Origin of the sequence: Sporichthya polymorpha DSM 43042 (genome assembly GCF_000384115.1) — a bacterium.
In the GTDB taxonomy this organism is placed as follows: domain Bacteria; phylum Actinomycetota; class Actinomycetes; order Sporichthyales; family Sporichthyaceae; genus Sporichthya; species Sporichthya polymorpha.
The window spans coordinates 1,077,252-1,102,822 of record NZ_KB913029.1; the positions used below are offsets into that span (position 1 = coordinate 1,077,252).

At 71.5% G+C, this 25,571-nt stretch carries 26 protein-coding genes and 1 pseudogene; 7 read left to right on the forward strand and 20 right to left on the reverse strand.

Annotated features, from left to right (window positions below):
• Positions 1-238: 238 nt before the first annotated feature.
• The gene (locus SPOPO_RS0105330; RefSeq protein ID WP_019873754.1) at positions 239-664 is read right to left on the reverse strand and encodes a hypothetical protein; all 426 of its coding nucleotides are present in this window, start codon (positions 662-664) and stop codon (positions 239-241) included.
• Between the two features lie 63 nt (positions 665-727).
• The gene (locus tag SPOPO_RS27850; protein ID WP_156869589.1) at positions 728-1,567 is read right to left on the reverse strand and encodes a GNAT family N-acetyltransferase; all 840 of its coding nucleotides are present in this window, start codon (positions 1,565-1,567) and stop codon (positions 728-730) included.
• Between the two features lie 152 nt (positions 1,568-1,719).
• Between SPOPO_RS27850 and SPOPO_RS0105340 the strand changes: the two genes are divergently transcribed.
• A complete protein-coding gene (locus SPOPO_RS0105340) occupies positions 1,720-2,121 on the forward strand; it encodes a nitroreductase/quinone reductase family protein (protein WP_028984534.1) in 402 nt (133 codons plus the stop codon).
• On the opposite strand, the gene SPOPO_RS0105345 is transcribed toward SPOPO_RS0105340, so the two are convergent.
• Complete coding sequence (locus SPOPO_RS0105345; RefSeq protein ID WP_019873757.1) at positions 2,118-2,408, reverse strand: UBP-type zinc finger domain-containing protein; 291 nt, start codon at positions 2,406-2,408, stop codon at positions 2,118-2,120. The two genes, SPOPO_RS0105340 and SPOPO_RS0105345, sit on opposite strands and share 4 nt — an antisense overlap.
• Before the next feature lie 111 nt (positions 2,409-2,519).
• On the opposite strand from SPOPO_RS0105345, the gene SPOPO_RS0105350 reads away from it, so the two are divergent.
• Positions 2,520-3,041, forward strand: a complete 522-nt coding sequence (locus tag SPOPO_RS0105350; RefSeq protein ID WP_019873758.1) for a helix-turn-helix domain-containing protein — start codon at positions 2,520-2,522, stop codon at positions 3,039-3,041.
• 24 nt (positions 3,042-3,065) lie between these two features.
• Here the strand turns inward: SPOPO_RS0105350 and SPOPO_RS0105355 are convergent, their stop codons facing one another.
• The 6 genes and pseudogenes from SPOPO_RS0105355 to SPOPO_RS0105380 form a co-directional block, all read right to left on the reverse strand.
• Positions 3,066-3,473 (reverse strand): lipocalin-like domain-containing protein, encoded by a 408-nt coding sequence (locus tag SPOPO_RS0105355; protein ID WP_019873759.1) that lies wholly within the window; start codon positions 3,471-3,473, stop codon positions 3,066-3,068.
• Between the two features lie 24 nt (positions 3,474-3,497).
• The gene (locus tag SPOPO_RS32410) at positions 3,498-4,178 is read right to left on the reverse strand and encodes an LmeA family phospholipid-binding protein (RefSeq protein ID WP_019873760.1); all 681 of its coding nucleotides are present in this window, start codon (positions 4,176-4,178) and stop codon (positions 3,498-3,500) included.
• A 47-nt stretch (positions 4,179-4,225) separates the two neighbouring features.
• A complete protein-coding gene (locus SPOPO_RS0105365; protein WP_019873761.1) occupies positions 4,226-5,803 on the reverse strand; it encodes a GMC oxidoreductase in 1,578 nt (525 codons plus the stop codon).
• Between the two features lie 50 nt (positions 5,804-5,853).
• Positions 5,854-6,408, reverse strand: a complete 555-nt coding sequence (locus SPOPO_RS0105370; protein WP_028984535.1) for a TetR family transcriptional regulator — start codon at positions 6,406-6,408, stop codon at positions 5,854-5,856.
• Positions 6,409-6,437: 29 nt separating this feature from the next.
• Positions 6,438-7,826 (reverse strand): cytochrome P450, encoded by a 1,389-nt coding sequence (locus SPOPO_RS27860; protein WP_019873763.1) that lies wholly within the window; start codon positions 7,824-7,826, stop codon positions 6,438-6,440.
• Positions 7,827-8,073: 247 nt separating this feature from the next.
• A pseudogene (locus SPOPO_RS0105380) lies at positions 8,074-8,520 on the reverse strand (hemerythrin domain-containing protein); the annotation flags it as partial.
• A gap of 75 nt (positions 8,521-8,595) precedes the next feature.
• Here SPOPO_RS0105380 and SPOPO_RS0105385 point away from each other — a divergent pair.
• The 3 genes from SPOPO_RS0105385 (at position 8,596) to SPOPO_RS0105395 (ending at position 10,992) form a co-directional block, all read left to right on the forward strand.
• Complete coding sequence (locus SPOPO_RS0105385) at positions 8,596-8,892, forward strand: hypothetical protein (protein WP_156869591.1); 297 nt, start codon at positions 8,596-8,598, stop codon at positions 8,890-8,892.
• Between the two features lie 182 nt (positions 8,893-9,074).
• On the forward strand, positions 9,075-10,475 hold the full coding sequence (locus SPOPO_RS27865) for an HNH endonuclease signature motif containing protein (protein ID WP_169577157.1): 1,401 nt from the start codon (positions 9,075-9,077) through the stop codon (positions 10,473-10,475).
• Positions 10,476-10,566: 91 nt separating this feature from the next.
• On the forward strand, positions 10,567-10,992 hold the full coding sequence (locus SPOPO_RS0105395) for an acyl-CoA thioesterase (protein WP_019873767.1): 426 nt from the start codon (positions 10,567-10,569) through the stop codon (positions 10,990-10,992).
• Positions 10,993-10,999: 7 nt separating this feature from the next.
• Here SPOPO_RS0105395 and SPOPO_RS0105400 read toward each other — a convergent pair whose 3' ends face one another.
• From SPOPO_RS0105400 to SPOPO_RS0105450, 11 genes are all read right to left on the reverse strand, one after another.
• The gene (locus SPOPO_RS0105400) at positions 11,000-11,863 is read right to left on the reverse strand and encodes an SDR family NAD(P)-dependent oxidoreductase (protein WP_019873768.1); all 864 of its coding nucleotides are present in this window, start codon (positions 11,861-11,863) and stop codon (positions 11,000-11,002) included.
• 215 nt (positions 11,864-12,078) lie between these two features.
• Entirely contained in the window at positions 12,079-13,143 is a 1,065-nt protein-coding gene (locus SPOPO_RS0105405; RefSeq protein WP_019873769.1) for an Rv3169 family protein, read from the reverse strand.
• Positions 13,143-14,339, reverse strand: a complete 1,197-nt coding sequence (locus tag SPOPO_RS0105410; protein ID WP_019873770.1) for a cytochrome P450 — start codon at positions 14,337-14,339, stop codon at positions 13,143-13,145. Before SPOPO_RS0105410 ends, SPOPO_RS0105405 begins: the two co-directional genes overlap by 1 nt.
• A gap of 62 nt (positions 14,340-14,401) precedes the next feature.
• Positions 14,402-15,892, reverse strand: coding sequence for an ABC transporter substrate-binding protein (locus SPOPO_RS0105415; protein ID WP_019873771.1), 1,491 nt, complete (start codon positions 15,890-15,892; stop codon positions 14,402-14,404).
• Positions 15,893-15,899: 7 nt separating this feature from the next.
• Complete coding sequence (locus SPOPO_RS0105420) at positions 15,900-16,631, reverse strand: ABC transporter ATP-binding protein (protein WP_019873772.1); 732 nt, start codon at positions 16,629-16,631, stop codon at positions 15,900-15,902.
• The gene (locus SPOPO_RS0105425) at positions 16,628-18,562 is read right to left on the reverse strand and encodes a branched-chain amino acid ABC transporter permease (protein ID WP_084671661.1); all 1,935 of its coding nucleotides are present in this window, start codon (positions 18,560-18,562) and stop codon (positions 16,628-16,630) included. The genes SPOPO_RS0105420 and SPOPO_RS0105425 overlap by 4 nt, the downstream gene beginning before the upstream one ends.
• Positions 18,559-19,011, reverse strand: coding sequence for a hypothetical protein (locus tag SPOPO_RS0105430; RefSeq protein ID WP_019873773.1), 453 nt, complete (start codon positions 19,009-19,011; stop codon positions 18,559-18,561). The genes SPOPO_RS0105425 and SPOPO_RS0105430 overlap by 4 nt, the downstream gene beginning before the upstream one ends.
• Entirely contained in the window at positions 19,008-19,295 is a 288-nt protein-coding gene (locus SPOPO_RS0105435) for a hypothetical protein (protein WP_019873774.1), read from the reverse strand. The genes SPOPO_RS0105430 and SPOPO_RS0105435 overlap by 4 nt, the downstream gene beginning before the upstream one ends.
• Positions 19,295-20,578, reverse strand: a complete 1,284-nt coding sequence (locus SPOPO_RS0105440; protein WP_028984538.1) for a hypothetical protein — start codon at positions 20,576-20,578, stop codon at positions 19,295-19,297. The genes SPOPO_RS0105435 and SPOPO_RS0105440 overlap by 1 nt, the downstream gene beginning before the upstream one ends.
• Before the next feature lie 218 nt (positions 20,579-20,796).
• Positions 20,797-21,582, reverse strand: coding sequence for an SDR family oxidoreductase (locus SPOPO_RS27870; RefSeq protein ID WP_019873775.1), 786 nt, complete (start codon positions 21,580-21,582; stop codon positions 20,797-20,799).
• Entirely contained in the window at positions 21,579-22,934 is a 1,356-nt protein-coding gene (locus SPOPO_RS0105450) for an aldehyde dehydrogenase family protein (RefSeq protein WP_019873776.1), read from the reverse strand. Before SPOPO_RS0105450 ends, SPOPO_RS27870 begins: the two co-directional genes overlap by 4 nt.
• 159 nt (positions 22,935-23,093) lie before the next feature.
• On the opposite strand from SPOPO_RS0105450, the gene SPOPO_RS0105455 reads away from it, so the two are divergent.
• Both SPOPO_RS0105455 and SPOPO_RS0105460 read left to right on the forward strand, forming a co-directional pair.
• Positions 23,094-23,801: a TetR/AcrR family transcriptional regulator gene (locus SPOPO_RS0105455; RefSeq protein ID WP_019873777.1), complete on the forward strand. Its 708-nt coding sequence runs from the start codon at positions 23,094-23,096 to the stop codon at positions 23,799-23,801.
• Between the two features lie 23 nt (positions 23,802-23,824).
• Positions 23,825-25,564, forward strand: coding sequence for a PEP-utilizing enzyme (locus SPOPO_RS0105460; protein WP_019873778.1), 1,740 nt, complete (start codon positions 23,825-23,827; stop codon positions 25,562-25,564).
• Positions 25,565-25,571 lie beyond the last annotated feature (7 nt).

Below are 25,571 nucleotides of genomic sequence, written 5' to 3' on the forward strand. Positions count from 1 at the left end.
TCTACGTCGAATCGGTTTTCCTCCGGTGGCCGGAGAATCGCCGACTCGACGCGTAATCCCAGGTCAGAGGGTGTGTGACCGCCCCCGAGCGACACCCTCACGACCCATAAGCTACCCGATGTCGGATTTATTGTGCGGCCAGCATGCGTCACCGGGGCGCACGATGTCCAGAGGGTTGTCCGCAGAATTTCTCAGGGAACGCGAACGCGCAGGTCAGGCGGCGTGGCGCGAGGACGGGTCAGCCGCGCAGCGCGGCGACGCCGAGCACGACGAGCGCGGCGACCTTGACCACCTCGGCCGCCACGTAGATCAGGTGCACGCGGGAGCCCCCGGCGTCCTCGCCGGCGAGCACGCGGTTCGAGCGCTTCGTGAGGGCGGGCCGGACGAGCAGGAGCTGCGCGATCAGCACGCCGATCGGCACGCACGCGGCGGTCAGCAGGCCGTCCGCAGTGTCCCCGAAGGCCAGCGCGCCGGCGATCAGCACCGCGAGGACGAGCTCGACGAGGTTGAGCGCCTTGAAGACGATGCGCCCGATGCCGAGGCCGAGCCGCAGGTCGACGCCCGGGGCGCGGAACTTCAGGGGGGCCTCGAGGAACGAGATCGCCAGCACCATGCCGAGCCACACGAAGGCAGCCGCCGCCACCGTGCCCTGTCCGCCGCTCATCTCACCTACCTGGTGTCCGCCGCCGTGGCGGTCTTACCTCAGTTCTAGCAGCGGTGGCGGAGGTCACCGGGTGTAGACCAGCCACTCCTTCTGCACCGTCAGACCGACGGAGCGGTACAGCCCGATCGCCCGGTCGTTCGACGCCTGGACGGTGAGCCCGAGATCGGCGGCGCCCTCGGCGACGAGCCCGGCGAAGGAGTGCAGCAGCAACGCGCGGCCGAGGCCGTTGCGCCGTTCCGACGTCGCGACGGCGAGCTGGTGGACCCAGCCGTGCCCGTCGTCCTGGACGCGCCCGACGATCCAACCGACGGGGCGCCCGTCGCGGTGCGCGACCCAGCCGCGGGTGTTCTCCGCGGTGTGCATCTGCTGCCACATCTCCAGCGGGCGGTCGTAGTGCCCGGGGACCGAGGCGTAGTCGGCCTCGACGTAGATGAGGTGGTGCACCGCGGCGTCGTCAGGCCCGCGGTCGTACGGCCGCAGCGCGACGCCGTCCGGCCAGACCGGCTCGGCCAGTGGCGCGTCGCCCGGCATCGTCAGGTCGAACACCGAACGGGTGTGGGTCCACCCGTCGGCGGTGAGCCAGGCGATGCGGTCGGTGTCGCGGGGCTGGAGTTCGATGTGCCGCGCCCCGCGCTCACGCACCCAGGGGTAGACGACGTCGAGGGGCGGCGCGGGGTCCGTGTGGTCGAGAATCACCACCGCCTCGTTCGTCGAGGTGACGAGCGCGAACGCCCGCACCCGGCCGTCGTCGACGACGACCCCGGACTCCACCCCACCGCTGAAGCGCAGGTAGTGCGCGATCTCCTCGTGGCTGCTCTCGGCCGTCCCGAACCACGCGACCTCCTCGGCGTGGGCGAGGGCGACGACAGCGTCGGTGTCGGCGGGGGTGGCGGGGCGCAGCACGGCGGCCACCGTAGCGGGAGGAAACCCCGGACGTCCGACGATGTGGCTGCTATTGCGACCACATCTTCGGACGTCCGCGGGGGAATTGACGCCAGGGGCGGCGCGTTGGGTGACGGATGACACGTCAACTGAGGGAGCCCGCGGTGCGCGACATCGACGTCTGGAACCAGCAGGTCATCGCCGAGTTCCGGGCGAACGGCGGGGCGGTCGGGGGCCCGCTCGCGAACGTCCCGGTCGTCCTGCTCCACAACGTCGGGGCGAAGTCCGGAGAGGTGCGGGTGAACCCGCTCGCCTACCAGCAGCTCGACCACGGGTACGCGGTGTTCGGCTCCGTGGGCGGCGGGCCGAACAACCCCGCGTGGTTCCACAACGTCCAGGCCAACCCCAAGGTGACCCTGGAGTTCGGCGACCGGATCGAGGAGGCGATCGCCCGCGTCGCGACCGGCGACGAGCGCACCCGGATCTGGGAGAAGCAGAAGATCGACCAGCCCCAGTTCGCCGAGTACGAGCAGCGGACGACCCGTCAGATCCCTGTGGTCATCCTGGAACCCTAGGTGTGCGACGGGGCTGGGGCGGCGCCGGGGAGCAGGAAGCCCATGTCCTCGGGGTAGCACCAGAACCAGTCCTCGCCGGGCTCGAAGGAGCGGATCAGCGGGTGGCCGCTGCCGTGCCAGTGACCGGTAGCGTGTTTGCCGGGTGAGTTGTCGCAGCAGCCGACGTGGCCGCACTGCTGACACATCCGCAGATGGACCCAGCGGCCACCCTCCTGGAGGCACTCGTGGCAGCCGTCGTCACTGGGCGCGACGTCGGCGATGGTGTCGAGGTGGGAGCACGTCGCCATGGCGGCCTCCGGGAGTTGTGATCTGCGACGTGCGCAGTATGCGCCGGTTCGCCCCCGGGTAGGGCAACGACGTCGCCACGGCGGCGACATCGAGAAGTTCCGGAGGGCACCGTGTTGCTGCTGCTGGCGCTGGTGGTGTTCCTGCTCTTCGCCGGGCTGGGGTTCTTCGCCCACGTGCTCTGGCTCGGGCTGATCGCGTCCGTGCTCCTGCTGGTGTTGCACATGTGGCGTGAGGGGCTGACGCGGGAGACCCCGACGTCGAGGTTCAACGTCCGGCTCGTCGCCGCCCTCCGCGGGTTCCTCGACGACCTCCTGACCTCCCGGGCCCGGCAGCGTGCGGCCCGCGTCCGCGAGACCGCCGACGCCGGGACGCGCACCCCGGCCCCCGCCGGCACCCCGACGCTCCCGCCCGGGGACGACCTCGACGCCGAGATTCAGGACGCGGAAATCGTCGAGGACGAGACCGAGGCCACCGTCGCCAAGCGCCGCGCCAACCGCTGGCGCGCCATGACGCCGGCGAAGATCGCGCAGGCGCAGGAGATGGCCGACGCCGGCGCGACGCAGAAGCAGATCGCCCGCAAGCTCGGCGTCAGCCGCAGCACCGTCTCCCGGCACCTGGCGGGGCGGAGCTGAGGCGCGGAGCTGAGGCGCGGCCCGCTAGATCCGGGCCCACACCAGCCGCTGGGAGCGGCCGCCGGGGACCCGCGGCTCGACGGTGAGGGTCAGGCGGCCGTCCCGCTCGCCGATCGTGCGCTCGAGGGTGGTGCCGATCCAGTCCGGGATCAGGGCGACCGCGACCTCGTGACGGACGACGTCGCCCTCCCGCGTCCAGGCGCCGGCGTAGGCGACGAAGTGCTTCGCGATCGCGGCCCACTGCGCGTCGTCGGCCTCGCCGGCCCGGGTGCCGAGCGGCGGGCGTTCCGGGGAGCCGAGCATCGCGGACATCGTCCCGTCCGCGGCGTACTGGATGCGCCCGATCGGCGCGTCCCCGAACGGCGTCGTCACTGTGCCGTCGCCGGCCACCATCTCGAACGCCTCGAGCGTCCACGTCCCGACCAGTTCCATGACGCCCGTTCTACCGGGCGCGGGTCAGGAGACCTTGCAGGGGTCGTCGGGGAGCTTCACGTCCGTGCCGTCGAAGGTGAACTCCAGGCCGCGGTCGGTGGGGTTGAGCGAGACATTCACGCCGGTCGGGAGCTCGCGCAGCGGGATGCGGATCTCCGGGAAGTCGGAGAAGTCCATGTCGCCGAACAGCGGGGTCGAGATCGAACCCGGTTGCAGGACGAGCTCGCCGTTCTCGATGCGCGGGGTGGTCGTCGCGGAGCCGGAGAAGATGCCGATGCCGCCGGTGATCTTCAGGCGCCCGTCGCCGCCGTCGGAGATCGTCATGCCCATCGCCTGCTCGCTCATCGCCTCGAAGGTGACGAGGCCGGAGCCGCGGAGGGAGTCCATCTCTCCCCCGGCGCCCTTGCGCTCGACCCCGGAGGCCTCGACCGACAGGTCCGCGACCCGGACGCCCTCGGCGTTGGCGTCGTGCGCGGTCATCCGCATGCCGTCCAGCCGGCCGCGGACGAGGTCGGGAAGCAGCGGGAATCCGGAGATCTCGACGTCGGGCTTGTCGGGGGTCTGCAGGCAGTCCTGGACCCGGCTCGCCACCATGCGCTCGACGACGACCTCGGCGCCGCGGTCGAGCCCGAACAGGCCGAGCGCACCGGCGAACACACCCACCGACGACCAGGTGGCGATCTTGCGACGACGTGACCAACTCATCGGTGACACCCTCTCAGATCGCCCTTGGCCATCGGCTTCAGTGGTCGTCAGATGATCGTGCCGACGTCCTTGGCCACGATGTGGTCCATCGCCCGTTCGGCGACCGCCGCGATCGTGAGCGAGGGGTTGCAGGCCGCGGTCGTGCCCGGCATCAGCGCCCCGTCGAGGACGTAAAGGCCCCGGTGGCCGAACACGCGGCCCTCCAGGTCGCACACCTCGTTCATCGACGCGCCGCCGAGCGGGTGCCAGGTCGTGGCGTCCATCCCGGTCGTGTCGAGGAGGAACGACGCGCCCCCGGCGATGTTCGTGACGCGCTCGTGGATGTGCTGCTGGATCCCCGCGTCGGCCTCCTTCGGCCAGCGCAGCACCGCCTCGTCCCGGCGGGAGTCCCACACGAACCGGCCGCGGCCGCTGCTGACGCCGTAGCCGACGAGCATCGTGGCGCGGTTGTTGCCAGGGACCGGCGGGAGCGAGGCCTGGATGACGGTGTTCGCCGTCGCCGGGTCGTCCCACGCCTTGCTGGCGTAGATCACGGGACCGCCCTGGGGCGAGCCGAACCGGTCCTGCAGGTCGGTCCACATGTAGATGCGGTCGGCATTCGAGCCCCAGTTCGTGCCGAGCTTGTCCGGCAGGTCGCGGATCGCGCCGTGGTGGGCCGCGCGCATCAGCAGCTTCGTGGTGTTCGCGCTGCCGGCGGCCATGATCAGCGTGCGCGCCGTCAGGATCTTGCGCTCCTGGACGCGGCCCTCGGTGTCGATCCGCTCGACGTGGATCTCCCACCGGCCGTCCCGCGCCTGCGCGACGTCGGTGACCTGATGCAGCGTCAGCACCTGCACGCGGCCGGTCCGCTCGGCCTTCTTGATGTACGTGACGTCGACGGAGTACTTGCCCCCGTTGTTGACGCCCATCGCACAGTCGCCGTTGGTGTACGACGGCTTCATCTCGCCGCGCAGCTCGGCGAGCGCGTAGTTCCAGTCGATCGGCATCGGGACCTTGGAGACCGCGTAGCCGTTCGCCCGCGCGCGGGAGGCGAAGACCCGGGCCGCGGTGTAGTTCGGGGTGTCGATGAGCTCGTCCGGTGCCGTCGCGAGGTGGAGCATCCGCGCGACCCGCGGGTAGTGGACGCGGTCGAGACGCTCGTAGTCGAGCTCCTCGGGGAACGTCGAGTGGAAGACCTCGGCCGTCGGCTGCAGGCTCATCCCCTGGTAGACCAGCGACCCGCCGCCGACGCCGGCCGCGCACATGATCGCCATGTGGTCGCCCTGGACCCGCTCGAGTAGACCGGTGTACCGGCGCTGCGGCAGCGGGATCGGCAGGAAGGTCGGCGACCCGAGCCAGGACAGGCGGTGGTCGAGGCTGCGGAGGTCGGGGTTGGTGTGCGGGAAGGTGTCGACGTTCGGAGCGGCTGGCCAGCGGATGCCGCGCTCGAGCACGGTGACGGGGACACCGGCCCGGGCGAGGCGGAGGGCGGCGATCCCGCCCCCGAAGCCGGACCCGATGACGACGACACGGTGGGACTCGCGGGTGGTGAGGATCCGCGCGGCGGACGCGGACGGTGCCTGGGCGAACGCCAGGCCCACGCCGGCGGCACCGGCGAGGAAGGTTCGGCGGGAAAGGACGGACATCCCCCGAACTTGACACTTGGCCCGAATAGTGTCAAGCGGAACGGCGCACCTCACATGGACGACAGGCCCAGGGCCGGGCGGAGGACCCGGCTCAGGTAGCCCCGGAGGTCGTCGTCGCTGCGGATCAGGTCGCTGTCAAGGGTCAGGACGGAGAGCCCGAAGCGCAACAGGGTCTCCACGACGTCGGCCCGCCGCTCCTCCAGCTGCGGCGCCCGCTCGAACAGCGGGCCGACGAACGCCTCGGCGAACGGAACGGCCCCGGCGAGGACCTCGGAGTCGAAGATCGGGTTGTCCGTGTCCGGGAAGAGCAGCACGGCCAGGGCCGGCGTCTCCCGGAAGGCGGCCCGGCCGGTGACGAGCAGCTCGACGGCGTAGTCGCCCGGGTCCTCGACCGACTCCAGCCGATCGATGATCTCTCCGAGCGCCCGCGAGCTCATGACCGCGATCGACTCGGCGATCATCTCCTCGCGCGTGCCGAACTGCGCGTACACCGTCTGCCGTGACACGCCCGCGGCTGCTGCCACGGACGCGATGTTCACGGCGCGCAGACCGCCCTCGGCGATGAGGCCTTCAACCGCTTCCAGAACCCGTTCCCGTGCACTCACCGACCCATTTCTACCAGCCGGCGCCAAGATCAAAGCTGACGTGCCGTCACCTCGCCGAGTCGCGCCGGCACGTGGATGTACCCCCGGAGCAGCGCGTTCGGCCCGAGCGTCGGCTCGCCGGCCTTGGCCAGGTTCGGGAACCGCTCGAACAGGCGCCCGAGGCCGACCTCGCCCTCCATCCGCGCGAGGGAGGCCCCGAGGCAGATGTGGACACCGGCACCGAGCGCCAGGTGTTCCTTGGCGTTCGCGCGGGTGACGTCGAAGCGGTTGGGGTCCGGGAAGACCGCGGGGTCACGGTTCGCGCCGGCGAGCAACAGCGCCACCATGCGCGAACGCGGGACCTTCACGCCCTGGATGAGGGTGTCCTCGACCGGGTACCGCGCGGTGATCTGCACCGGGCCGTCGAGGCGGAGCATCTCGTCGATCGCGGAGCGCCAGTACTCGGGCTGGGCGCGCAGGATCTCGAGCTGCTCCGGGTGAGCGAGCAGGCGCAGCGTTCCCGAGCCAATCAGGTTCACCGTCGTCTCGAAGCCGGCGAACAGCAGCAGGCCGGCGGTCTGCATGAGTTCCTGCTCGGACAGACCGGCACCGGAGCGGCCCTCGTCGTCGGACGCGGCGACCATCCGACTGAGGAGGTTGTCGCCCGGGTTCCGGCGGAGCTCCGCGAAGTGCTCGAGGAACCAGCCGTTCATCTCCCGCAGCGCAGCCTCGATGTCGCGGTAGGTGCGGTACGGGACACCGAGCGCGGCGATCTGCAGGATGCGGTCGCCCCACGTCAGGAACGTCGGCTGCAGCTCTGCCGGAACCCCGAGGATGTCGGCGATGACGAGCACCGGCAGGGTGCCGGCGTACTCGTCGACGATGTCGGCGACGCTGCCGTCACGATGCTTGTGCTCCATGCGGTCGAGCAGCTCGTCCGCGATCTCCTCGGTGCGGGCACGGAGGGCGTCGATCGCCTTCGGCGTGAACGCGCGGCTGGCGATGCGCCGGATCCGCAGGTGCGTCTGGCCGTTCTCCATGATCATGGTCGGCCGTTCGGTGAACGGGACCGCCAGCGGATCCTCGGCCCACGCGAGCAGACGACGCAGCGGCGCCGGCAGCATCTCGTCGGGAATGCCGGAGCGGAATGCCTCGTGCCGCAGCAGCTGGTACGACACGTCGTGCCGCGCGGTGGTCATCATGTACCGGCCGGGAACGACGGGCCCCGCTGCGCGGATCTGCTCGTAGATCGGCAGCGGGTTCCGCTGCAGGACGGGATCGGTGTTGAAGCGCGCGAACGGGTCGCCGGTCCGCGCACCGAGCTTCATGCTGATCGCGGGGGCGGCCTGGCGCAGCGACCAGCGCAGGGCCGACTTCAGGTCCGGCCGCGGAACCGGCCGGGCCGCGGGGGTCGTCGCCCGCGGCGAGGTGGGGGTCATGCCGACATGGTTGACACTTTCGGACAAAAGTGTCAAGTGAACAGTTCGGGTCAGTGCTCGCACACTGACCCGAACGGCCTACTCGATCTGACGGCGCCTAACCCCGCGGCGTGGTCTTCGCCCCGTGGGCCGCGGCGACGACCCGGGTACGGGTCGGACGACGGGTGCTGCGAGTGCTCGACGGCGCCGGCCGCGGGGCCGGGACCTGCGCGTTTGCCCGGTCCACCAGGCGCGGGGCGATCATCTTCGGCTCCCGCGGCGCGGTCTTGCGGAGCTCGATCATCTCCGCGCCGATCTCCTGCAGCTGCTTGCGTCCGAGCGCCTCGCGCACGTCGGGGAACCAGGAGGACTCCTCCTCGTCAATGTGATGCTCGACGCTCTCGATGAGCACGGTGACCTTCGCGCTGTAGCGCTCGTCGTCAGGACTCATCTCCGCGAGCTCGGCGCACAGCAGGTCGGCGACGTGGTGCTCCTCGTAGGACTCGAGGATGTCCGACTCGATGTCCGGCACCATCTCGCGGACCTTTGGGTAGAGCCCCTCGTTCTCGATGTAGGTGTGCACCGCGAGCATCTCGAGGATCTGCCCGACGATCTTCTGCTTCTCCGCCGGCTTCTCCGCCTTTTCGAAACGACGGAACAGCCGCTTGATCTCCTTGTGCTCCTCGCGCAGCACGACGATCGCATCGGTCGACATGGGGTTGTGTCCTTCCGGTACGGAGCGGGCGACTCCGGGAACTGTGGCCACAACCTGCCCGCGAATGCGCTTCGCATGCGGAAGCCGTGGGGTGGGCAGAGTCGGGGCGTCGAGCGCAGGGACGGGTACTCACCGCTGCGCGACTACCTGGCCACCGACGACGGCTACTCCGTCGCGTTGATCGCGCCCGACGGGGGCGTGAACTGGCTCGCCGTCCCGCAGCTCGACCACCCGCCGACGTGGTTGGGTCTGCTCGACCCGGAGCCCGGCGGGCGGCGAAGCTCGCCGACCTGGGCGAACTGCCCGGCGGCGGCCGGCGCCGGCAGACCGAAGCCGGGCGCATCCGCACCCTGGAGGAACGAGCACTGCTGATCCGAGCGTTGGCAGTCGTACCCACCCGGACACCGAGGACCTCGATGCGGGGGTCCTGCCAACTCGTCCTGATCAACGCGCGTCAGCCACCGCTGACGCTACGTCAGAAAGTAGTGACAGTAGGGACAAATGAGGTTGCACTTCGACTCGAATATATGTTCGAACGCGAGTAGAATCGTGGTATGTCCGCAGGGGTGGGGATGCATCCGGCACTGGCGACGATCGCCAGTGCGGTGGAGGACGTCCGCAAGGTGGCGGCGATGCTCACCGCGGACGAGGTCTGGACGCTCACCGACGCTGATCTGGAGCTGATGGTGCGGGCGCAGTCCGAGTTGGACTCCGCCGTCGCGGCTGTCGGGGTGCGGGCGGTGCGGGAGGCCGATGTCCGCGGGCTGTCTCTGGCCGACGGGAAGATCTCGACCGCGGTCTGGCTGGGCCAGAAGCTGAACCTGCACCCGGTCGAGGCGCGGCAGCGCGTCAAGGACGCCGACATCCTCTCCCGCAAGGGCACCGCCACCGTCGAAGCTCTCGCCGACGGCAAACTCAACCGCGACCAGGCGCGTGCGGTCGCGCGGAGTCTGCGCAAGATCGAACCCATCGGCTCCGCATCGGAACTCGCGAAGGCGGAGACGTTCCTGCTGGCCAAGTCCCACGGCGCGGACCCCGGGGCGATCCTGCGCCTGGGTCGGCACATCGAAGAGGTCATCGACGAGGACGGCAAACCCCCGGCCCCGGACCCGGACGACCCCACCGGCGACGCCCCGGCGGAGTCCAAGCGGACGGCCCGGGCCCAGCGGAAGCGGTCGCTGACGATCACGGATCTGGGCAACGGGCTGCACCGGATTCGCGGGGAGCTGACCGACGAGGTCGCCGCCCTCGTCAAGGCCGCCCTCGACCCCCTGGCCGCGCCCCGGCCGGCGGTGAACGGTCAGCGCGACGAACGCTCAGCGCCGCAGCGCCGCCACGACGCCCTCGGGGACGTGTTCCGCCAGTTCCTCCGTTTCGGTGATCTCCCCCCGTCTCACGGGGTGCGTCCGCACCTGCATGTGACCGCGTCGGTGGAGACGATGGCCGGGGACACCGGGCACCCGTTCGCGAGGACCGCGACCGGTGAGGACCTGGACATCGCCACCGTGCAGCGGATCGCCTGCGATGCCGGGATCACCCCGATCGTCGCCAACACTCTCGGGGTGCCGTTGGCGATGGGCCGCGAGGTCCGCACCGCCACCCCCGCCCAGTGGGCCGCACTGGTCGCCCGGGACATCGGCTGCATCGGCGAGGGTTGTACGCGTCCCGCCGCGTGGTGCGAGGCCCACCATATTGAGTGGTGGGACCGGGACGAGGGCCCGACCGACGTGGACAAGATGGCCCTGGTCTGCTCGCACGAGCATTATCTGATTCATCATCAGGGCTGGGGAGTTCGGATGGCCGCGGACGGCCACCCGGAGATGATCCCCCCGAAATGGGTGGACCCGGAGCAACGACCCAGACGTAACGCACACTGGCAACTCATCCGCAACGGACTCAAGGTTCCACCCGAGAACCCGGCCCCACCGTCGCCGGAAGCGCCCCGCCGCGAGTAAGACCCGTTGCGTCCGAAGAAGCGGCTGCAATAGCGGCCACATCGTCGGACGCAAGGCGGGGTCACGCGGCGGCGGCGGTTAGGGTCGGCGCATGAGCGAACCGATCGTCCGGGCCCCGATCCGCGTCCGGTACCACGAGTGCGACGGGCAGAAGATCGTCTTCAACGCGTGGTACCTCGCTTACGCCGACATTGCGGTCACCGAGGCAGCCCGGGCGCTGTTCGGCAGCTACGCGGCTCTCGAAGCCAAGGGCGCTGACATCGTCGTTGCGGAGGCGAACGTCCGCTACTTCGGGTCGGCCGGGTTCGACGACGAACTCATCGTCGAGGTGTGGACCGAGCGGCTCGGGAACACCTCGATGGTGCTGCGTTTCGACGTGATGAAGAACGGCGAGCTGATCACGCGGGTAACCACCCGCTACGTGTGGGTGGACACCGAGACGCTCAAGCCGAAGGCCCCGCCGACCGAGGTCCGCGAGGCCTTCGCTGCTCACCTGCTTGAGGAGCAGGCAAACTGACTGGGGGTCAGCCCACCGGGTTACGGCCGACCTCGGCGCCGTCGAGGTCGGAGATCTCGTTCCAGCGGCGGCCGACCTCGTCGATGGTCGGGACGTCGGAGAACGTCACGCCCTTGCTCTGGAACTGCGCGACGCGGTAGACCCGTCCGCCACCGACGACGAAGACGCTGCCGGACTCGGTGAGCTCGTCGGTGCACAGGTGGCCGACGACCGGGGCGACGTGCCTGGGATCGAGAGCGGCGAGGACCTCCGGCGGGGCGACGTCCTCGGTCATACGCGTCGCGGCCATCGGCGCGACGGCGTTGGCGAAGATGTTCGCCTTGCGGCCCTCGATCGCGAGGGTGTTGATCAGACCGATCATCCCGCCCTTGGCCGCGCCGTAGTTGGCCTGGCCGAAGTTGCCGAAGATGCCCGAGGTCGAGGTCGCGACGACGATGCGCCCGTGCTGCTGCTCGCGCAGGTGCGGCCAGGCGGCGTGGATGGTGTGGAACGCGCCGTAGAGGTGGACCTGGAGCACGGCGTCCCAGTCCTCCGCGGTCATCTTGTGGAACGCGCGGTCGCGCAGGATGCCCGCGTTCGCGATCACGCCGTCGACGCGGCCGAAGGCGTCGAGCGCGGTCTGCACGATCGCCGCGCCCCCGGCCGCGGTGGCGACGCTGTCGTAGTTCGCCACGGCGGTCCCGCCGGCGCCGGTGATCTCGGCGACCACCGCATCCGCCGCGGCCGACCCCGCGCCCGTGCCGTCCCGCGATCCGCCGAGGTCGTTGACGACCACCTTCGCGCCGGCCGCCGCCAGCGCGAGCGCGTACTCACGCCCGAGGCCGTTCCCCGCCCCGGTGATGACGATGACCCGGTCCTGCACTCCCGCCATGGCTGCGCTCCCTGTCCACGTCCGTCGGTTACTCGGACAGACTGTACAGACGAGGTGCACGCCCCCACTCCCCCGCGCTTCACTCGCTGCAGCCAGGCCTTACTCGCCAGGCCGGGCGAGTAAGGCCTGTCGCCGGCGAGTGAAGCGCGTTCCGGCGGGGAGGGGGGGCGGGGGCGGCGGGGCGGGGGCGGGGCGGGGCGGGGCGGGGCGGGACGTCAGAGGCCGAGCGGGTGGTACCGGCCGATGATCAGGTGCTCGAGGAGGCCGCGGGCGGTCTCGGGGCCGGCGGCGCACTCGACGTCCACGTCGCAGCGGACCTGGCGGTGCCAGCGGTGCAGCTGCGCCGGGTCGGGGGCGGCGAGGTCGAGGACCTCGCGGGCGAGCCGGTACTCCCCGTGGGGCAGGCCGTGGGCCCACTCGGGGTGGCGGTAGCCCAGGCCCTGCATCTCCAGGTGCGCGGTCGGCCGGTACCGCAGGCGCAGCTGCTCGCCGTCCTCCGCGAGCGCGGTGAGGGTCGCCGACCGCACCCACCGCGTGCCGGGCTCGAGGTCGAGCTCCATCGTCCCCCTGCCGTGGACGAACTTCTCCGGCCCGGACCCGTGCGGGCACAGTACGAGCTGGGTGTTCCAGGGCCGCCCGTCGGCGTCCGCCTTGGTGTGCCAGAACAGCGTGCGGCCCGGCAGGTGCACCGGGGTCCAGAGCCAGAAGTACTGCGGCTCCGCCGGTGGCTGAAAGGGCTGCGGGTCCCGCACCCCGACCGGTCGCACGCCCCACGACCGGTCCCGCAGGCCGTCGACCCCGGACAGGCGGTGCGTCCGGCCGGCGACGGTCACGGTGCCACTGACGTCACACGCCTGCGAGAGCCGCGTGTAGTCCATGAACGACCGGGTGCCGATGCGCTGAATGAACCGCGGCTCCTCGATCGGGAAATGACGCCCAGTCAGCGTCAGGTCGCAAGCGAGCTCGTCGTCCTCGACCACGACGTGGATCTCCTGCAGCGGCTCGACGACCTCCAGCCGCACCGGACCGATCGCCATCGGGGCGCGGTCGGTCAGGGTCTGCGAGACGTGCAGGCAGTGCTGCTTGCCGTCCAGGACGACGGACAGGTGCGCGTCCGCGACCCCGATGTTCGGGTAGAGCCCGAACGCGACGGTGACGAGCAGCCCGTCGTCGCCGAACGCGCCCAGATAGGCGCGGTCGTAGAAGTTGCGGTCGGTGCCGGCGACGGCGACGGGCTCAGGGGTCTGGTGGACGAACCACTCGTCGGCCCCGGTGAGCATCAGGAGCCGACCTTGACCGGCAGCTTCTTGATGCCCCGGAAGAAGTTGGACCGCAGACGCTCGGGCTCACCCACGACGTCGAGGCGAAGGTCCCGCCGGATCAGCTCCTCCAGCAGGATCTCGCCCTCCAACTTGGCCAGGTGCGACCCGAGGCAGAAGTGCGGCCCCCACCCGAAGCCGAGGTGCTTGTTCGGGCTGCGATCGAGGACGAGCCGGTCCGGGTCGTCGAAGACGCGCTCGTCCCGGTTGGCGGAGGTGAACCAGAGCACGACCTTCTGCCCGGCGCGGATGTGCTTCCCGTGCAGCTCGACGTCGCGCGTCGTGGTGCGGCGCATGCAGACGATCGGGGAGATCACCCGCACGAGTTCGTCGACCGCGACCCGCGGCTTCACCTGACCCTCCTTCAGCCGCGCCCACTCGCCCGGGTTCTCGTGGAGCAACAGGACGGTGCCCGTCATGAGGTTCCGCGTGGTCTCGTTGCCGGCCACCAGCATCAGCAGGTAGTAGGCGTCGAGCTCCTCCTGGTCGAGCGGGACGCCGTCGATGTCGGCGTGGGTGAGCAGGCTGATCAGGTCGTCCGTCGGCTGCGCGCGGCGGGCGGCGGTCAACTCGTGGAAGTACTCGAAGATCTCGGTGCGCGTCCGCGCCACCACCGACGGGTCCGCGACGTACTCGGGGTCGGTCTGGCCCGAGATCACGTTCGTCCAGGCGATCAGCCGAGTCGTGTCCTCCGGCTCGACGCCGAGCAGCGCGCCGAGGACGAGGATCGGGATGCGCGCGGTCGCGATCGGGACCAGGTCGGTCTCCCCCGCGGCGACGACGTCGTCGAGGTGGGCCGTCACGAGCTCCCGGATCCGCGGTTCGAGCCGGAGCATCCGCGCGCGGGTGAACTCGGCGGCGACGAGCTCGCGCATCTCGCGGTGCCGCGGGGCGTCCATGTTGTGGATCGACGGCTTGCCGTGACCCTCCGCCCGGCGGCTCTGGATCTGCGTGCCCTGCGCACTGGAGAACGTCTCCCAGTCGGACCCGGCCGCCTTGACGTCCTCGTACCGAGTGAGCGACCAGAAGCCCTCGCCACCGTCGGGCTCGTCGTTCCAGTGGCACGGGTCCTCGTCGCGGAGGACGCGGAACAGAGCCCCGTCCTCGGCGCGCACGAACGGGTCGAGATCCATCAGGTCGATCTGGTCTGGCCGCACGTCAGTCCTCGGGTCCGTCGATGGCGTCACCGCCCGTACGCAGTCTCGCGCGTCCGTCACCGTCATGTGAAGCAGACCGGCTTGCTGCTCGGCGACGTCCAGCCGCGCGAGTCCAGCTTGACCGGGTAGTAGCAGTTGTTCTCGGGCGCGCTCTTCTGCCCGGGCGAGAAGGTCACCGGCGCGCTCAGCCCGCCGAACGTCTCCTTCTTCAGTTTCCCGAGCCCGTCGAGAATCGCGGCCGTCGTGATCGGCTCGGCCGCCTTCGCACCGAGCTTCTCGACGAGGACGCGCAGCATCTCGCCCGCGACCCAGGCCTGCGAGGTGGCGCCGTCGGAGTCGGCGTCGGGCGCGTACAGCTTCATCGCGTTCGCGTACGCCTGCTGGGCGGCGTTGTCCGCGCGCATCCACGGGAACACGATGTGCGCCACCGAGACCGTCGACTTCTGCGCGTTGGCGTCGTTGCTGACCACGCTGCCGGTCGCGATCGCGGAGGTCGCGATCGCCGGGAAGTAGTTCAGCGCCGCGCAGGAGCGGAGGAAGCGCTGGATCGCGGAACCGTCCATCGCGAGCAGGAGCTGGTCCGCGCCCGCGTTCTGGGCGGAGCGACACTGCGCGGAGAAGTCGGTGCCGGTGATGCTCATCTGCGTCTCGTAGACGACCTGCGCGCCGGCCTTGGTCGCCCCGCCCTGCTTGAGCACCTGGTAGGCGTCCGTGCAGTTGTTCGCCTCGACGCAGTAGACGAGGCCGATCTTCTTCTTGCCCGCCTCGACGTTCTGCTTCACCGCGCCGATGATCGTCGCGGCGAACGTGGTGCCCTGCGGGAACAGGTACGGGGACTGGTTCCAGTCGAAGTTCAGCGAGTCGCCGCCGACGGCCGGCACCTTGAGGGCCTCGACCGCGGCCCGGAAGCCCTTGATCGAGATCGGGACCGAGCTGCCGACCAGCGCGACCGCGCCCTTGTTCTGCACCAGGTCGCGAACCGCGGCGTTCGACTTCGACGGGTCGGACGCGTCGTCGGCCTGGACGAGCCGGATCGGGTGGCACGCGATCCCGCCGCGGGCGTTCATCGCCGCGACCCAGACCGGCAGACCGATCTTCGACCCCGCGAGGGTGTTGCTGACGATCCCGGTGAACCCGCCGACCTGGCCGATGGTGATCGGCGCCAGGGACTGCGTACACCCCGCCGCCTTCGGGGCCTCGGCCGTCCGGGCCGCGGCCCCCGGCTGGGCCGCCTTCGCCGAGCCGTTGGACGCGGTCGCGGCGCCGGTACTGCCGGTCGTCGTGCCCGGCGCAATCGTCGCCGCGGCGCCGGCGGGCGACGCGGCACCCGCGGCAGCCGCCGCGGATCCGTCGACCGCGCCGGGGTCGGTGCCCGGAGCCGGGAGCGCGCCGACACCGCCGGCGGCGTTCTCGACGGCGGAGACCGTGGAGCCGCCCGGCCCGTTCGCGGCGGCGATGGCCTCGATGCTCTGCCGGGTGCCACAGGCCGAGGTCGCCATCGTCCCGGCCAGCACGAGGGCCAGCAGGGCGTAGCGGGACTTGTGCTGACGCATGTCGCTCCTAAGCGGGGACGGGATCGGCGCTGCCGACGTTGCCGCCGACATAGCTGGTGAACAGGTCCTCGCCGTCGAGCTCGGAGGGCTCGCCGGCGAAGGAGACCTGACCCTTGTTCAGCAGGTAGACCGCGTCGGCCACCTCGAGGGCGCGCTTCACGTACTGCTCGACGATGAGCAGGCTCGCGCCCTCCGCGGCGAGGCGACGCAGGAACTCGAAGATCTCGTCGACGATGCGCGGCGCGAGGCCCATCGACACCTCGTCGAGCAGGACGACGCGCGGCCGCTGGATGTAGGCCCGGGCGAGCGCGAGCATCTGCTGCTCGCCGCCGGACATCGTCCGGGCGAGCTGGTTTCGCCGCTCACCCAGGCGCGGGAAGGCCGAGACCGCACGGTCGAACGCCTCGGACTCACTGCCCTTCGTCGCCTGGAGGCGGATGTTCTCACGCACCGTCAGACTTCCGAAGACGCCACGGCCCTCGGGCACGTGGCAGATGCCGCGGCGAGCGAGCTGGTGCGGGGTCGCGGTGGTGAGGTCCTCGCCGTCGAACGTCCGGCGACCGGCGGACAGGCCGATCACCCCGGACGCGGCGCGCAGCAGCGTTGTCTTGCCGGCGCCGTTCGCGCCGAGCAGGGCGACGACGCTCCGCGGTGGCACGGTCAGGTCGACGTCGCGGAGCACCGTGGTCGCGCCGTAGCCGGCGCGGATGCCGCGCAGGCGGAACAGTCCGTCGCTCATGCCGAGGTCACCGCCGTCCGGGCGCGGGTGGTCCGGGGACGTGGCTTGCGCCCCGGCAGGTTGCCGGCCAGGCCGGCGGGGCCGCGCCGGCGGTCGGCGGACGCGACGGCCCGCGCGCCGAACCAGCGGTCGAGGCCGCCCTGCGACGCCGCGGCGGCCACGATGGCGCTGAAGCCGAACAGGGCCTGGATCGCCGAGCCCGTCCGCTCCCCCTCCAGGTAGGCCGGGACCACGTAGAGCAGGACGGGCGCGACAAAGGCCGCCGGGATCGTGGCGCGACCGGAGATGGTGAGGACCGCGAGGGCAATCAGCGAGGCGGTGAAGGGGAACGCGAAGCCACCGACCGAGCCGAACAGGCCCGCGTACATCGCACCGCTCACGCCGGCCATCGCGGCGGAGAGGCAGAAGACGAGGACCAGCGTCACCGTCGTGCTGACGCCGAGGGTGACCAGCGCGGTCGGGGAGTCAGAGAGCGCGCGCAGCAGGCGGCCGAGGCGGCTGCGCTCGACGACCGCGACGACGAGCGATCCGACGATCGCCACCGCGAGCAGCACGTAGTAGTAGCGCTCCTCGGACTCGAAGCCGGCCGGGCGGTGCGTCTGCAGCTTCTGTCCGAAGCCGAACATGTAGTCCTTCGTGTAGAAGAACTGCGCGAGAAAGACGCCGAAGCCGAACGTCGCGAGCGCGAGGTACAGACCGGACAGGCGGATCGCCGGGATCGCGACGAACGCGCCGACCGGGATCGTGATCAGACCCGCGATCAGCAGCGCCGGCAGCCAGGGGACGCCACGGCCGAGCAGGTGGCCGAACGCGGCCGCGCCGACGGCGGCGAACCCGACCTGGCACAGCGAGATCTGGCCGGAGACGCGGACCAGCAGGCCGAGGGAGAGGAACAGCAGGACCTGAGCCATCGCCAGGTTCCACACCGGCTGCTTGGCGCCGACCAGCGTCGGGATCGCGAGGAGCACCGCGAGCGCGAGGCCGTAGCCGGCGACGCGGGTGCGCACGCGAAACCGGCTGACCGGGACGGCGCGCGACTTCACCGAGCGTCCGACCTCGACGAGCTTGCCGCGCGGGGTGAACAGCAGGATCGCGAAGAGCGCGAGGAACGGGACGTTCAGGTCGAGCCCGGTCAGGGCCGGGTAGTCGACGACCTGCTGGCTGACGAGCTTCTGCACGACGCCGATGCCGATGCCGCCGATGAACGCGAGCGGCAGGCTCGCGAAGCGTCCGATCGCGGCGGCACCGAAGGCCTGGACGACGAGAAGCGAGAGGACGTCGACGTCGAGCTGGCCCTGCGCGCTCGCGAACAGGACGCCGGAGACCGCGGCGAAGACCCCGCCGATCATCCAGCTGATGCGGCGCACGAAGGCGGGGTCGTACCCCGTCATGTCCAGGAGCATCGAGTCGTCGACCGCGCCGCGCATCGCGACGCCGAGCTTCGAGACCCGGAAGAGCACGTAGAGACCGACAGCGGCGGCGACCCCGACGCCGACGGTGATGAGGTTCTCGACCGTCACGCGCACCCCGTCGACGGAGAACGCGGTGCCCTGCGGCAGGAACGGCGCGAGGGTTTTCGCCTCGGGCCCGTAGATCAGCTCGATCAGGCCGCGGAGGCCGACAAGCAGGCCGACGGTGCCGGCGATCTTGTACGTGACCGGGACGTCGGCGAGGACCGCGGCCATGCGCTCGAGCAGCAGGCCGGCGATCGGGCCGAACACCGCCGCGACGACGAGCACGGCGAGTGGCCAGGGCATCCCCTTCTCGACGTGGAGGCTGTAGAAGACGAACGCCGCCGCGGCCGAGACGGCACCGTGGCCGAAGTTGAACAGGCCCGAGGTCTTGTAGGTGAGCACGAGGCCCATCGCCGAGAGGCCGTAGATCGCGCCGGCGGTGACGCCGAAGATGACGTAGGGCAGCAGGTCGTTCATGCCGCGCACACCAGGCACTCGGGGACTGCGGCGTCCGCCGGGACCTCGGAGACCTCCTTGCCTCGGACGTACTCGCAGTCCGGGCGGTGCACCTTCGTCATGCCCGGTGCGATGACGCGGACGTCGGCGGTGGCGACGGCCTCGACGCGGCCGAGGTCCATCGCGAGCAGGCGGCGGCGCAGCGCGACCCGCTCCGCGCGGATGCTCCGCAGCCCACCACCGAGCCAGACCGCGCCCGCGAGACCGCCAGCCGCGAAGGCCACGACGCCGAGGACGAGGAACGGGACGACGTCGTCCATCTGCGTGCGGCCGCTCGCACCGATCCACGCCGCGGTGATGCCGGCGGCGGAGATCCCGGCCAGCGCGACCGAGGCGAGGGCGGTGCCGCGCGTCCACGCTCCGGCCGGACCCAGGTAGGGCGCGCGGTGCTCGGGAGGGAGGACGGTCACCGGTGCTCCGCGAGGTGCGGCAGACGCTCCGCGTGCAGCTCGCGCAGGGCGCGGAGCTCGCGCCACTCGTCCCGCAGGTCGGCCGAGATCCACAAGACCGCGCCGAGCCCGAGCAGGAAGAGCCCGACGAGACCGCCGGAGATCAGGTACGGCAGCTGCTCGACGACGTAGAGGGCGTCGCTGATCCCCATCCAGCCGAGGACGAGCGCGACCAGCCCGGCGACGAACGCCGAGCCCGCGGCCGCGCGGTCCCACTGGACACGCAGCCAGCTGAGGAACCCCATCAGACACCCTTTCCACGGGAGACGCTCATCGATCGGACGATTCCGGCGGCGCCCATCGCCACCGCGGCCGCCAGCCCGAGGGCGAGGTAGACCGGGGCGAGGTCGGGGTGCGCGTACGACGCGCTCGCCAGGGCGGCGCGGTCACCCGCGGCCGGGGCGGTGCCGAGGTCGACGGTGGGGACCGTTGCACCTGACGCGGCGTCAGGGACCAGGCCGGGCAGCGCCGCTCCGTCGACCGCCGGGGTGGTGTCCGGAGTGGTGGCGGCCGGGGTGGTCCCCGTCGCCGGCGTGAACGCGGGGATCGCGGCGGCGGGCCGGACGGTCACCGACGCGGCGGTGCGGCCGAGCGTCACGCTGACCGGCGTCTCGCCGTTGACCTGGGGGTTCTCCGGGGGCGCGGGCACGACGCCGGAGATCGTGAGCGACGGGGAAATGATCCCGGTGTCGGTCTCGACGGCCTTGGCGAACGTCATCGTGAGGCCGACCGTCCGGAACGCGTCCGCGACGGCCGCCGCGTCGACGGGCACGGAGTTCCTGGGTGCGCCGGGAACCTCGAGGAAGAACTGGCCGTCGACGAAGCCGAGATCCGGGCCGGTGATCTGCGCGCCGGCGCCGAGCGGCGACTCCGGCGGGACCGTGATCGTGATGCCCCGCGCTGTCAGGCGGCCGATGCTCAACGTGCCGCGGCGGGTGCGGTTGCCGCTGTCGTCGGCGACGGTCTCGGCCGAGGACCGCAGACCGGAGATGAGGAGCTTGTCGAACAGTACGACGGTGTCGAGAAACGAGGAGGCGGAGGCGGACGTGCCGCCGGTGACGCGCTCGACGCGGGCGTCGGTCGCGGCCCGGTTCGCGCCGGTGCCGAGGGCGGCCCGCGCGGCCGCGAGGTTCACACCGCTCTCGGCGTGCAGGTCGACGCCGGGGGCGGTGACGTCCTTCGGCTTGTCGCCGGCCGAGGTGACCGCGACGAGCGGGAAGTCCAGCCCGCCCAGACCCTTGCCACCGGCCTGGCTGAACGCGATGCCGGTGGCCGAGTCACCGAGGTACGGACCGGCCGCGAGCGCCGAGGACTCCCCCAGCGACGTCAACCGGACCCGCGACTCCGGGGCCGACTGCTCGAGGCTCAGACCGAGCGGGACGGAGGGGTTGGTCGCGGTGACGAGGTTGCCGTAGGCGACCGCGGTCCCGTCGTAACTTCCCCCGGACGCAACGTCGGCCGCGGCGAGCGGGGCCACGCCGAACACGGCGACCCCGGTGGCCGCGGCGATCCCGACGAGCAGCTTCACGCGATCTCCTTTGTGACGTGACTGTCACAAACTAGGCCGGTGCGCTCCGGATCACAAGGGGTCGAACCCCCAAAATTCGCGCCCGTTTTTGGCGCAACCGCCCCGCACAGCCCGCGCGGTCGATGTGACTCTCGCGTCGCTGATGTCAAAAAAGGGTGACACCCCTTACTGCGCAGTAAGGGGTGTCACCCTTTCTTGACGGCGGCCGACGTGAGCGATCAGGCGGGGGCGGAGCGGGCGGCGAGGGTGCGGGCGGCGAGGGTGCGGGCGGCGAGGAGGCCGCCGTCGAGCTCGAGGTCGACGCCGTTCACCCAGGACGCGGCGGGTGAGAGCAGGAAGGCGACGGCGGCCGCGACCTCGTCGGCACGACCGAGGCGCCCGACGACGTCGGCCGAGCCGTCGACGCTCGCCCCCATCGACACGCGGAAGTCACCGATAATCGGGGTCTCGATCGGGCCGGGGCTGACGGCACTGACGCGGACGCCCGACCCCAGCAGAGCGGCCGCGCGGGCGCGGGCGTGGAGGACGAGCAACTTCTTCGACAGGTCGTACGCCGCCGAGCCGTCGAGACCCCGGGCGGTGGCGAAGGCGAGCACCTCGTCCTCCGCGGCGTCGAGCAGGGACCACGCCACGTCGTCCTCGACGCCCGGCCGCCGCGCGGCCAGCGACGTCACGTGAACGACGGAGGAACCCGCGAACATCCGACCCGTCAGGGCGTCGGTGAGCCGGCGCGCGGCGAGGAAGTTGACGCGGAGCACGACGTCCGGCGAGGCGGTCCCGGGGACGCCGGCGACGTTGGCGAGGCCGTCGAGCGCGCCGATGCCCGCGGCGAAGGCGTCGATGCCGGCGGTGTCGGTCAGGTCGAGGGTGACGCGCTCGCAGCCGGCGGGAACGCCGGTGACGTCGCGATCCACACCCACCACCGCGTGCCCCGCGGCGACGAGCTGGGCCGCCAACGCCTGCCCGATCCCCGAACCCGCGCCCGTGACGAGGTACCTGCTCACGCCAGCACCGCCTTGACCTCGCAGAACTCCAACAGGCCCCACTCGCCGAGCTCGCGGCCGACGCCGGACTTCCCGAACCCACCGAACGGGGCGCCCGGCCGGGTCCGCGTCCGGACCCCGTTGACCTTGACCTGACCTGCCCTCAGACCGGCGGCAACCGCGGCGATCCGCGCCGGGTCTGCACCCCAGATCTCCGCGGACAGCCCGTAGTCGGTGTCGTTGGCCAGCGCGATCGCGTCGGCGTCGTCGTCGTACGGGAGCAGCACGAGCACCGGGCCGAAGACCTCGTCCTGCGCGACCTCCGCACCCCGCTCGACGTCCGCGAGCACGACCGGCGCGCAGTACGGCGCAGTCAGGTCGACGCTCGGCCCGAGGGGGCGCGCACCCGCCGCGACCGCGCGGTCGACGAACCCGCGGACCCGTGCGTGCTGCGCGGTGCTGACCAAGGGGCCGAGGTCGGTCGCGGGGTCGTTCGGGTCGCCGACCCGGAGCGCGGCGGCCGTCGCCGCGGCGAGAGCCTCGACCCGCGCCGCCGCCGTGCGGGGATACAGCAACCGCGTCGGCGCGTTGCACGCCTGGCCGCTGTTGACGAACGCCGCTTTCACCGCGCGCGGGATCACCTCGTCGAGATCGACGTCGTCGAGCACGACCGCGGCGCTCTTGCCGCCGAGCTCCAGCGCCACGCGGCGGATGGCCGCGCCCGCGAGCGCACCGACCTTCGACCCGACCGCGACCGATCCCGTGAACGAGACGACGTCGACGCCGTCGGCGGTCACGAGGGTCTCGCCGACCGTCGGGCCGCGGCCGGACACGAGGCCGAGCACGCCGGCGGGAACACCGGCCTCGATCGCGAGTTCGACGAAGCGCGCCGGCCCGGTCGGGGCGAGCTCACTCGGCTTCAGGACCACGGCGCACCCGGCCGCCAGGGCGGGCGCGAGCTTCGTCGCGCACTGGTAGACGGGGAAGTTCCACGGGGTGATCGCGGCAACGACACCGGCCGGGACGTGGTGCACCTCGAAGCCGTCGTGCTTCTGCACCCAGGGAAAGTCGCGTGCCGTCGCGGCGGTGTTCTGCAGGACGGCGGCGACGAGCTCCACCTGTGTCACCCGCGCGAGCGCGCGCGGCATCCCCATCTCGCGCGACGTGGAGTCCGCGATCTCGTCACCGGCGTCGAGGACGGCCTGCGCCCAGCGGTCGAGGATCGCCGCGCGGTCGGCCACCGGCACCTCGCCCCACGCGGGCGCCGCGGCGCGCGCGGCCGCCACCGTCGCCCGCACGTCGGCGGGCGTCCTCTCCGCGACGGTGGCGACGACGGAGCCGTCGACCGGGCTGATCACCTGGATCTCGTCCACCGGACTCCCTTGTTTGCGACGAGAGAATCACATTGGGCGTCACCAGGCAAGACCGGCCTCCGAACCTCGCCGCAGGGGTTCCCCCGACCGGCTCCGATCCGTATGGTGTGACTCGGCAGTCGCATTCCGCGTCGCCGACAGTCGTCCGGGAGGTGACGCGTGGAGTCCGACGTCCTGGCCCTCGCCGTGACCGACCCGGCGCCGAAGTCGGGCAACGCGCGCGGCCGGCGCACCCGGGCTCAGCTGGTCGACGCCGCGACCGCCTGCTTCGGCGAGTACGGCTACGAGCGCACCCGGATCCAGGACATCGTCACCCGTGCCGGGGTCTCGCAGGGCAACTTCTACCGGCACTTCGAGTCCAAGCGCGAGATCTTCCTCGAGGCGCTCAAGCCCGGCCTCGAGGACCTGCTCGAGGCACGCGCCGGTCTGCAGGACCACACCGACGCGGACGCGCTCGCCGCGGACACCGTCCTCTACCTGCGCACGTACAGCCGGCACCGTCACATCCTGCGCGTCATGCGTGAGGCGGCGGCGGTCCGCAGCGACGGCTTCGACGAGCTGTGGCTGCAGCTGCGCAGCAGCTTCGTCGCCCGCACCCAGAGCTGGCTCGAACGGCTGCACGCCGCCGGGCGCATCGGGGACGGCGACTTCCCGCAACTGGCAGCCGTCCTCGGCGCGATGGTCGAGCAGGTCGCCTACGTCCAGATCGGTCTGCCCGACCGGACACCCCGCGACGAGGAGATCCAGCGGATCGCCCGCGTCATCGGCGACGTCTGGCACCGGGCGCTCCCGCCGGTCCCCCGCACGAGCACGACCACCAAGACAGCCACCAAGACAGCCACCAAGAAGCCCCCCGCCAAGAAGTAGCCCGTCCCGTCCCAGGAGGACCCGTGCACGCCTGGCCGCTGAACGACACCGCGTCGACCGTCTTCCCGCTCACCTCGCGGGCCAACGTGGGCGAGATCTTCCCGGACCCGATCACGCCGCTGAACGCCTCGACCGGGTTCTTCGCGAACCTGGAGAAGGGCTGGCGCGACGCGTACGTCGCGACCGGGGCGTGGGACCAGGACCTCTACGACGCCGCCGTCCCGCACAACCCGATTCTCATGTTCGGCAGCTACATCTACATCAACATGTCGCTGATGCGGCTGTTCGGCGTGCGCGTTCCCGGCTTCACCCCCGAGGCCGTCGACCTGCAGTACTTCGGTGACATGCCCGGCATCCCCTCGTACGAGTCGGAGAAGCGCGACTTCGACTCCGACGCTGCCGCTTCGGAGAAGGCCGGCGCCTGGCTGGTCGGTCAGGTTCTCGGGGCCACCGACCTCGCGCCGTTCGACGCCGACCGCGCCCGCGTGCTGGAGATCCGCCGTGCGCGGCCGGACCTGACGACGCTCTCCGACGCCGAGCTCGCCGCTCGCATCACCTCGTTCAACGACGACCTGCGGCACTTCTTCTGCAACCACATCGTCGCGAGCCTCGCGGCCGGCGTCGGGCTCGGCGCGGTCGCGCAGGTCTGCGCGGCGATCGGCAAGCCGGAGCTCTCGCTGACGCTGGTCGCGGGTATCGGTGACGTGGACTCCGCGGGCGCCTCGCGCGGCATGTGGACGCTCTCCCGCAAGGTCCGTGCCAACGCCGAGCTGACGGCGGCCTTCGACGCCGGCGTCTCCGGTCTGATGGGCCGTCTGCAGGCGCTGGACTCCGTGGACGCCAAGGCGTTCCGGGTCGACCTGGAGTCGTTCCTCGACGAGTGGGACTTTCGTGGGCAGAGCGAGTGGGAGATCCGCGCCGAGACGTGGAGCACCGACCCGGAGCTCGCGCTGTCGATGATCGAGCGCCTGCGTCTGGTCTCCGACGACGAGGCGCCCGAGGCGAAGAACGCGCAGCGCGCGGCGGAGCGGGAGGCCGCCTCCGCCGGGATCCGCGAGGCGCTCGCCGGCAACGAGGCCCTGCCCCAGTTCGAGGCGGCGCTGCACGCGGCCGCGCTGTGGGTGCGGGCGCGGGAGCGGCAGCGCACGTCGGCGGCCATGCTCATCCACGAGCTGCGGCTGGCCTCGCTCGAGCTCGGCCGCCGGGGCGCCGCCGCCGGCGCCTTGCCCGAGCCCAAGCGCATCTTCATGTTGTTCGCGGACGAACTGCCCGCGTACGTCGAGAACCCGGCGTCGTTCGCCGACACCCTCGCCGAGCGGGAACGCGTCTACCTGGACCTGTTCAACTACATCCCGCCGTTCGTCGTCGCGGGCCAGCCGGCGGACTACACGCAGTGGGCGCGCCGCGATGCGCACACCGCCGCGCCCCTGTCCGCCGGGGAGGTCCTGACCGGTGTCTCCGGCTGCCCGGGCGTCGCCCGCGGCCGCGCCCGCATCGTGCTGAACCCGGACGCGGCCGACGAGTTCGAGCCCGGCGACGTGCTCGTCGCCCCGATCACCGACCCGTCGTGGACGCCGCTGTTCGTCGGCGCCTCCGCGGTCGTCGTGAACGTGGGCGCACCGTTCTCCCACGCCGCGATCGTCAGCCGGGAGCTGGGCATTCCGTGCGTCGTCTCCGCGATCGACGCGACCGTCCGGATCCCGGAGGGCGCCCTGCTCGAGGTCGACGGCACGACCGGTTCGGTGACGGTGGTCGAGGCCTGACGCTCCC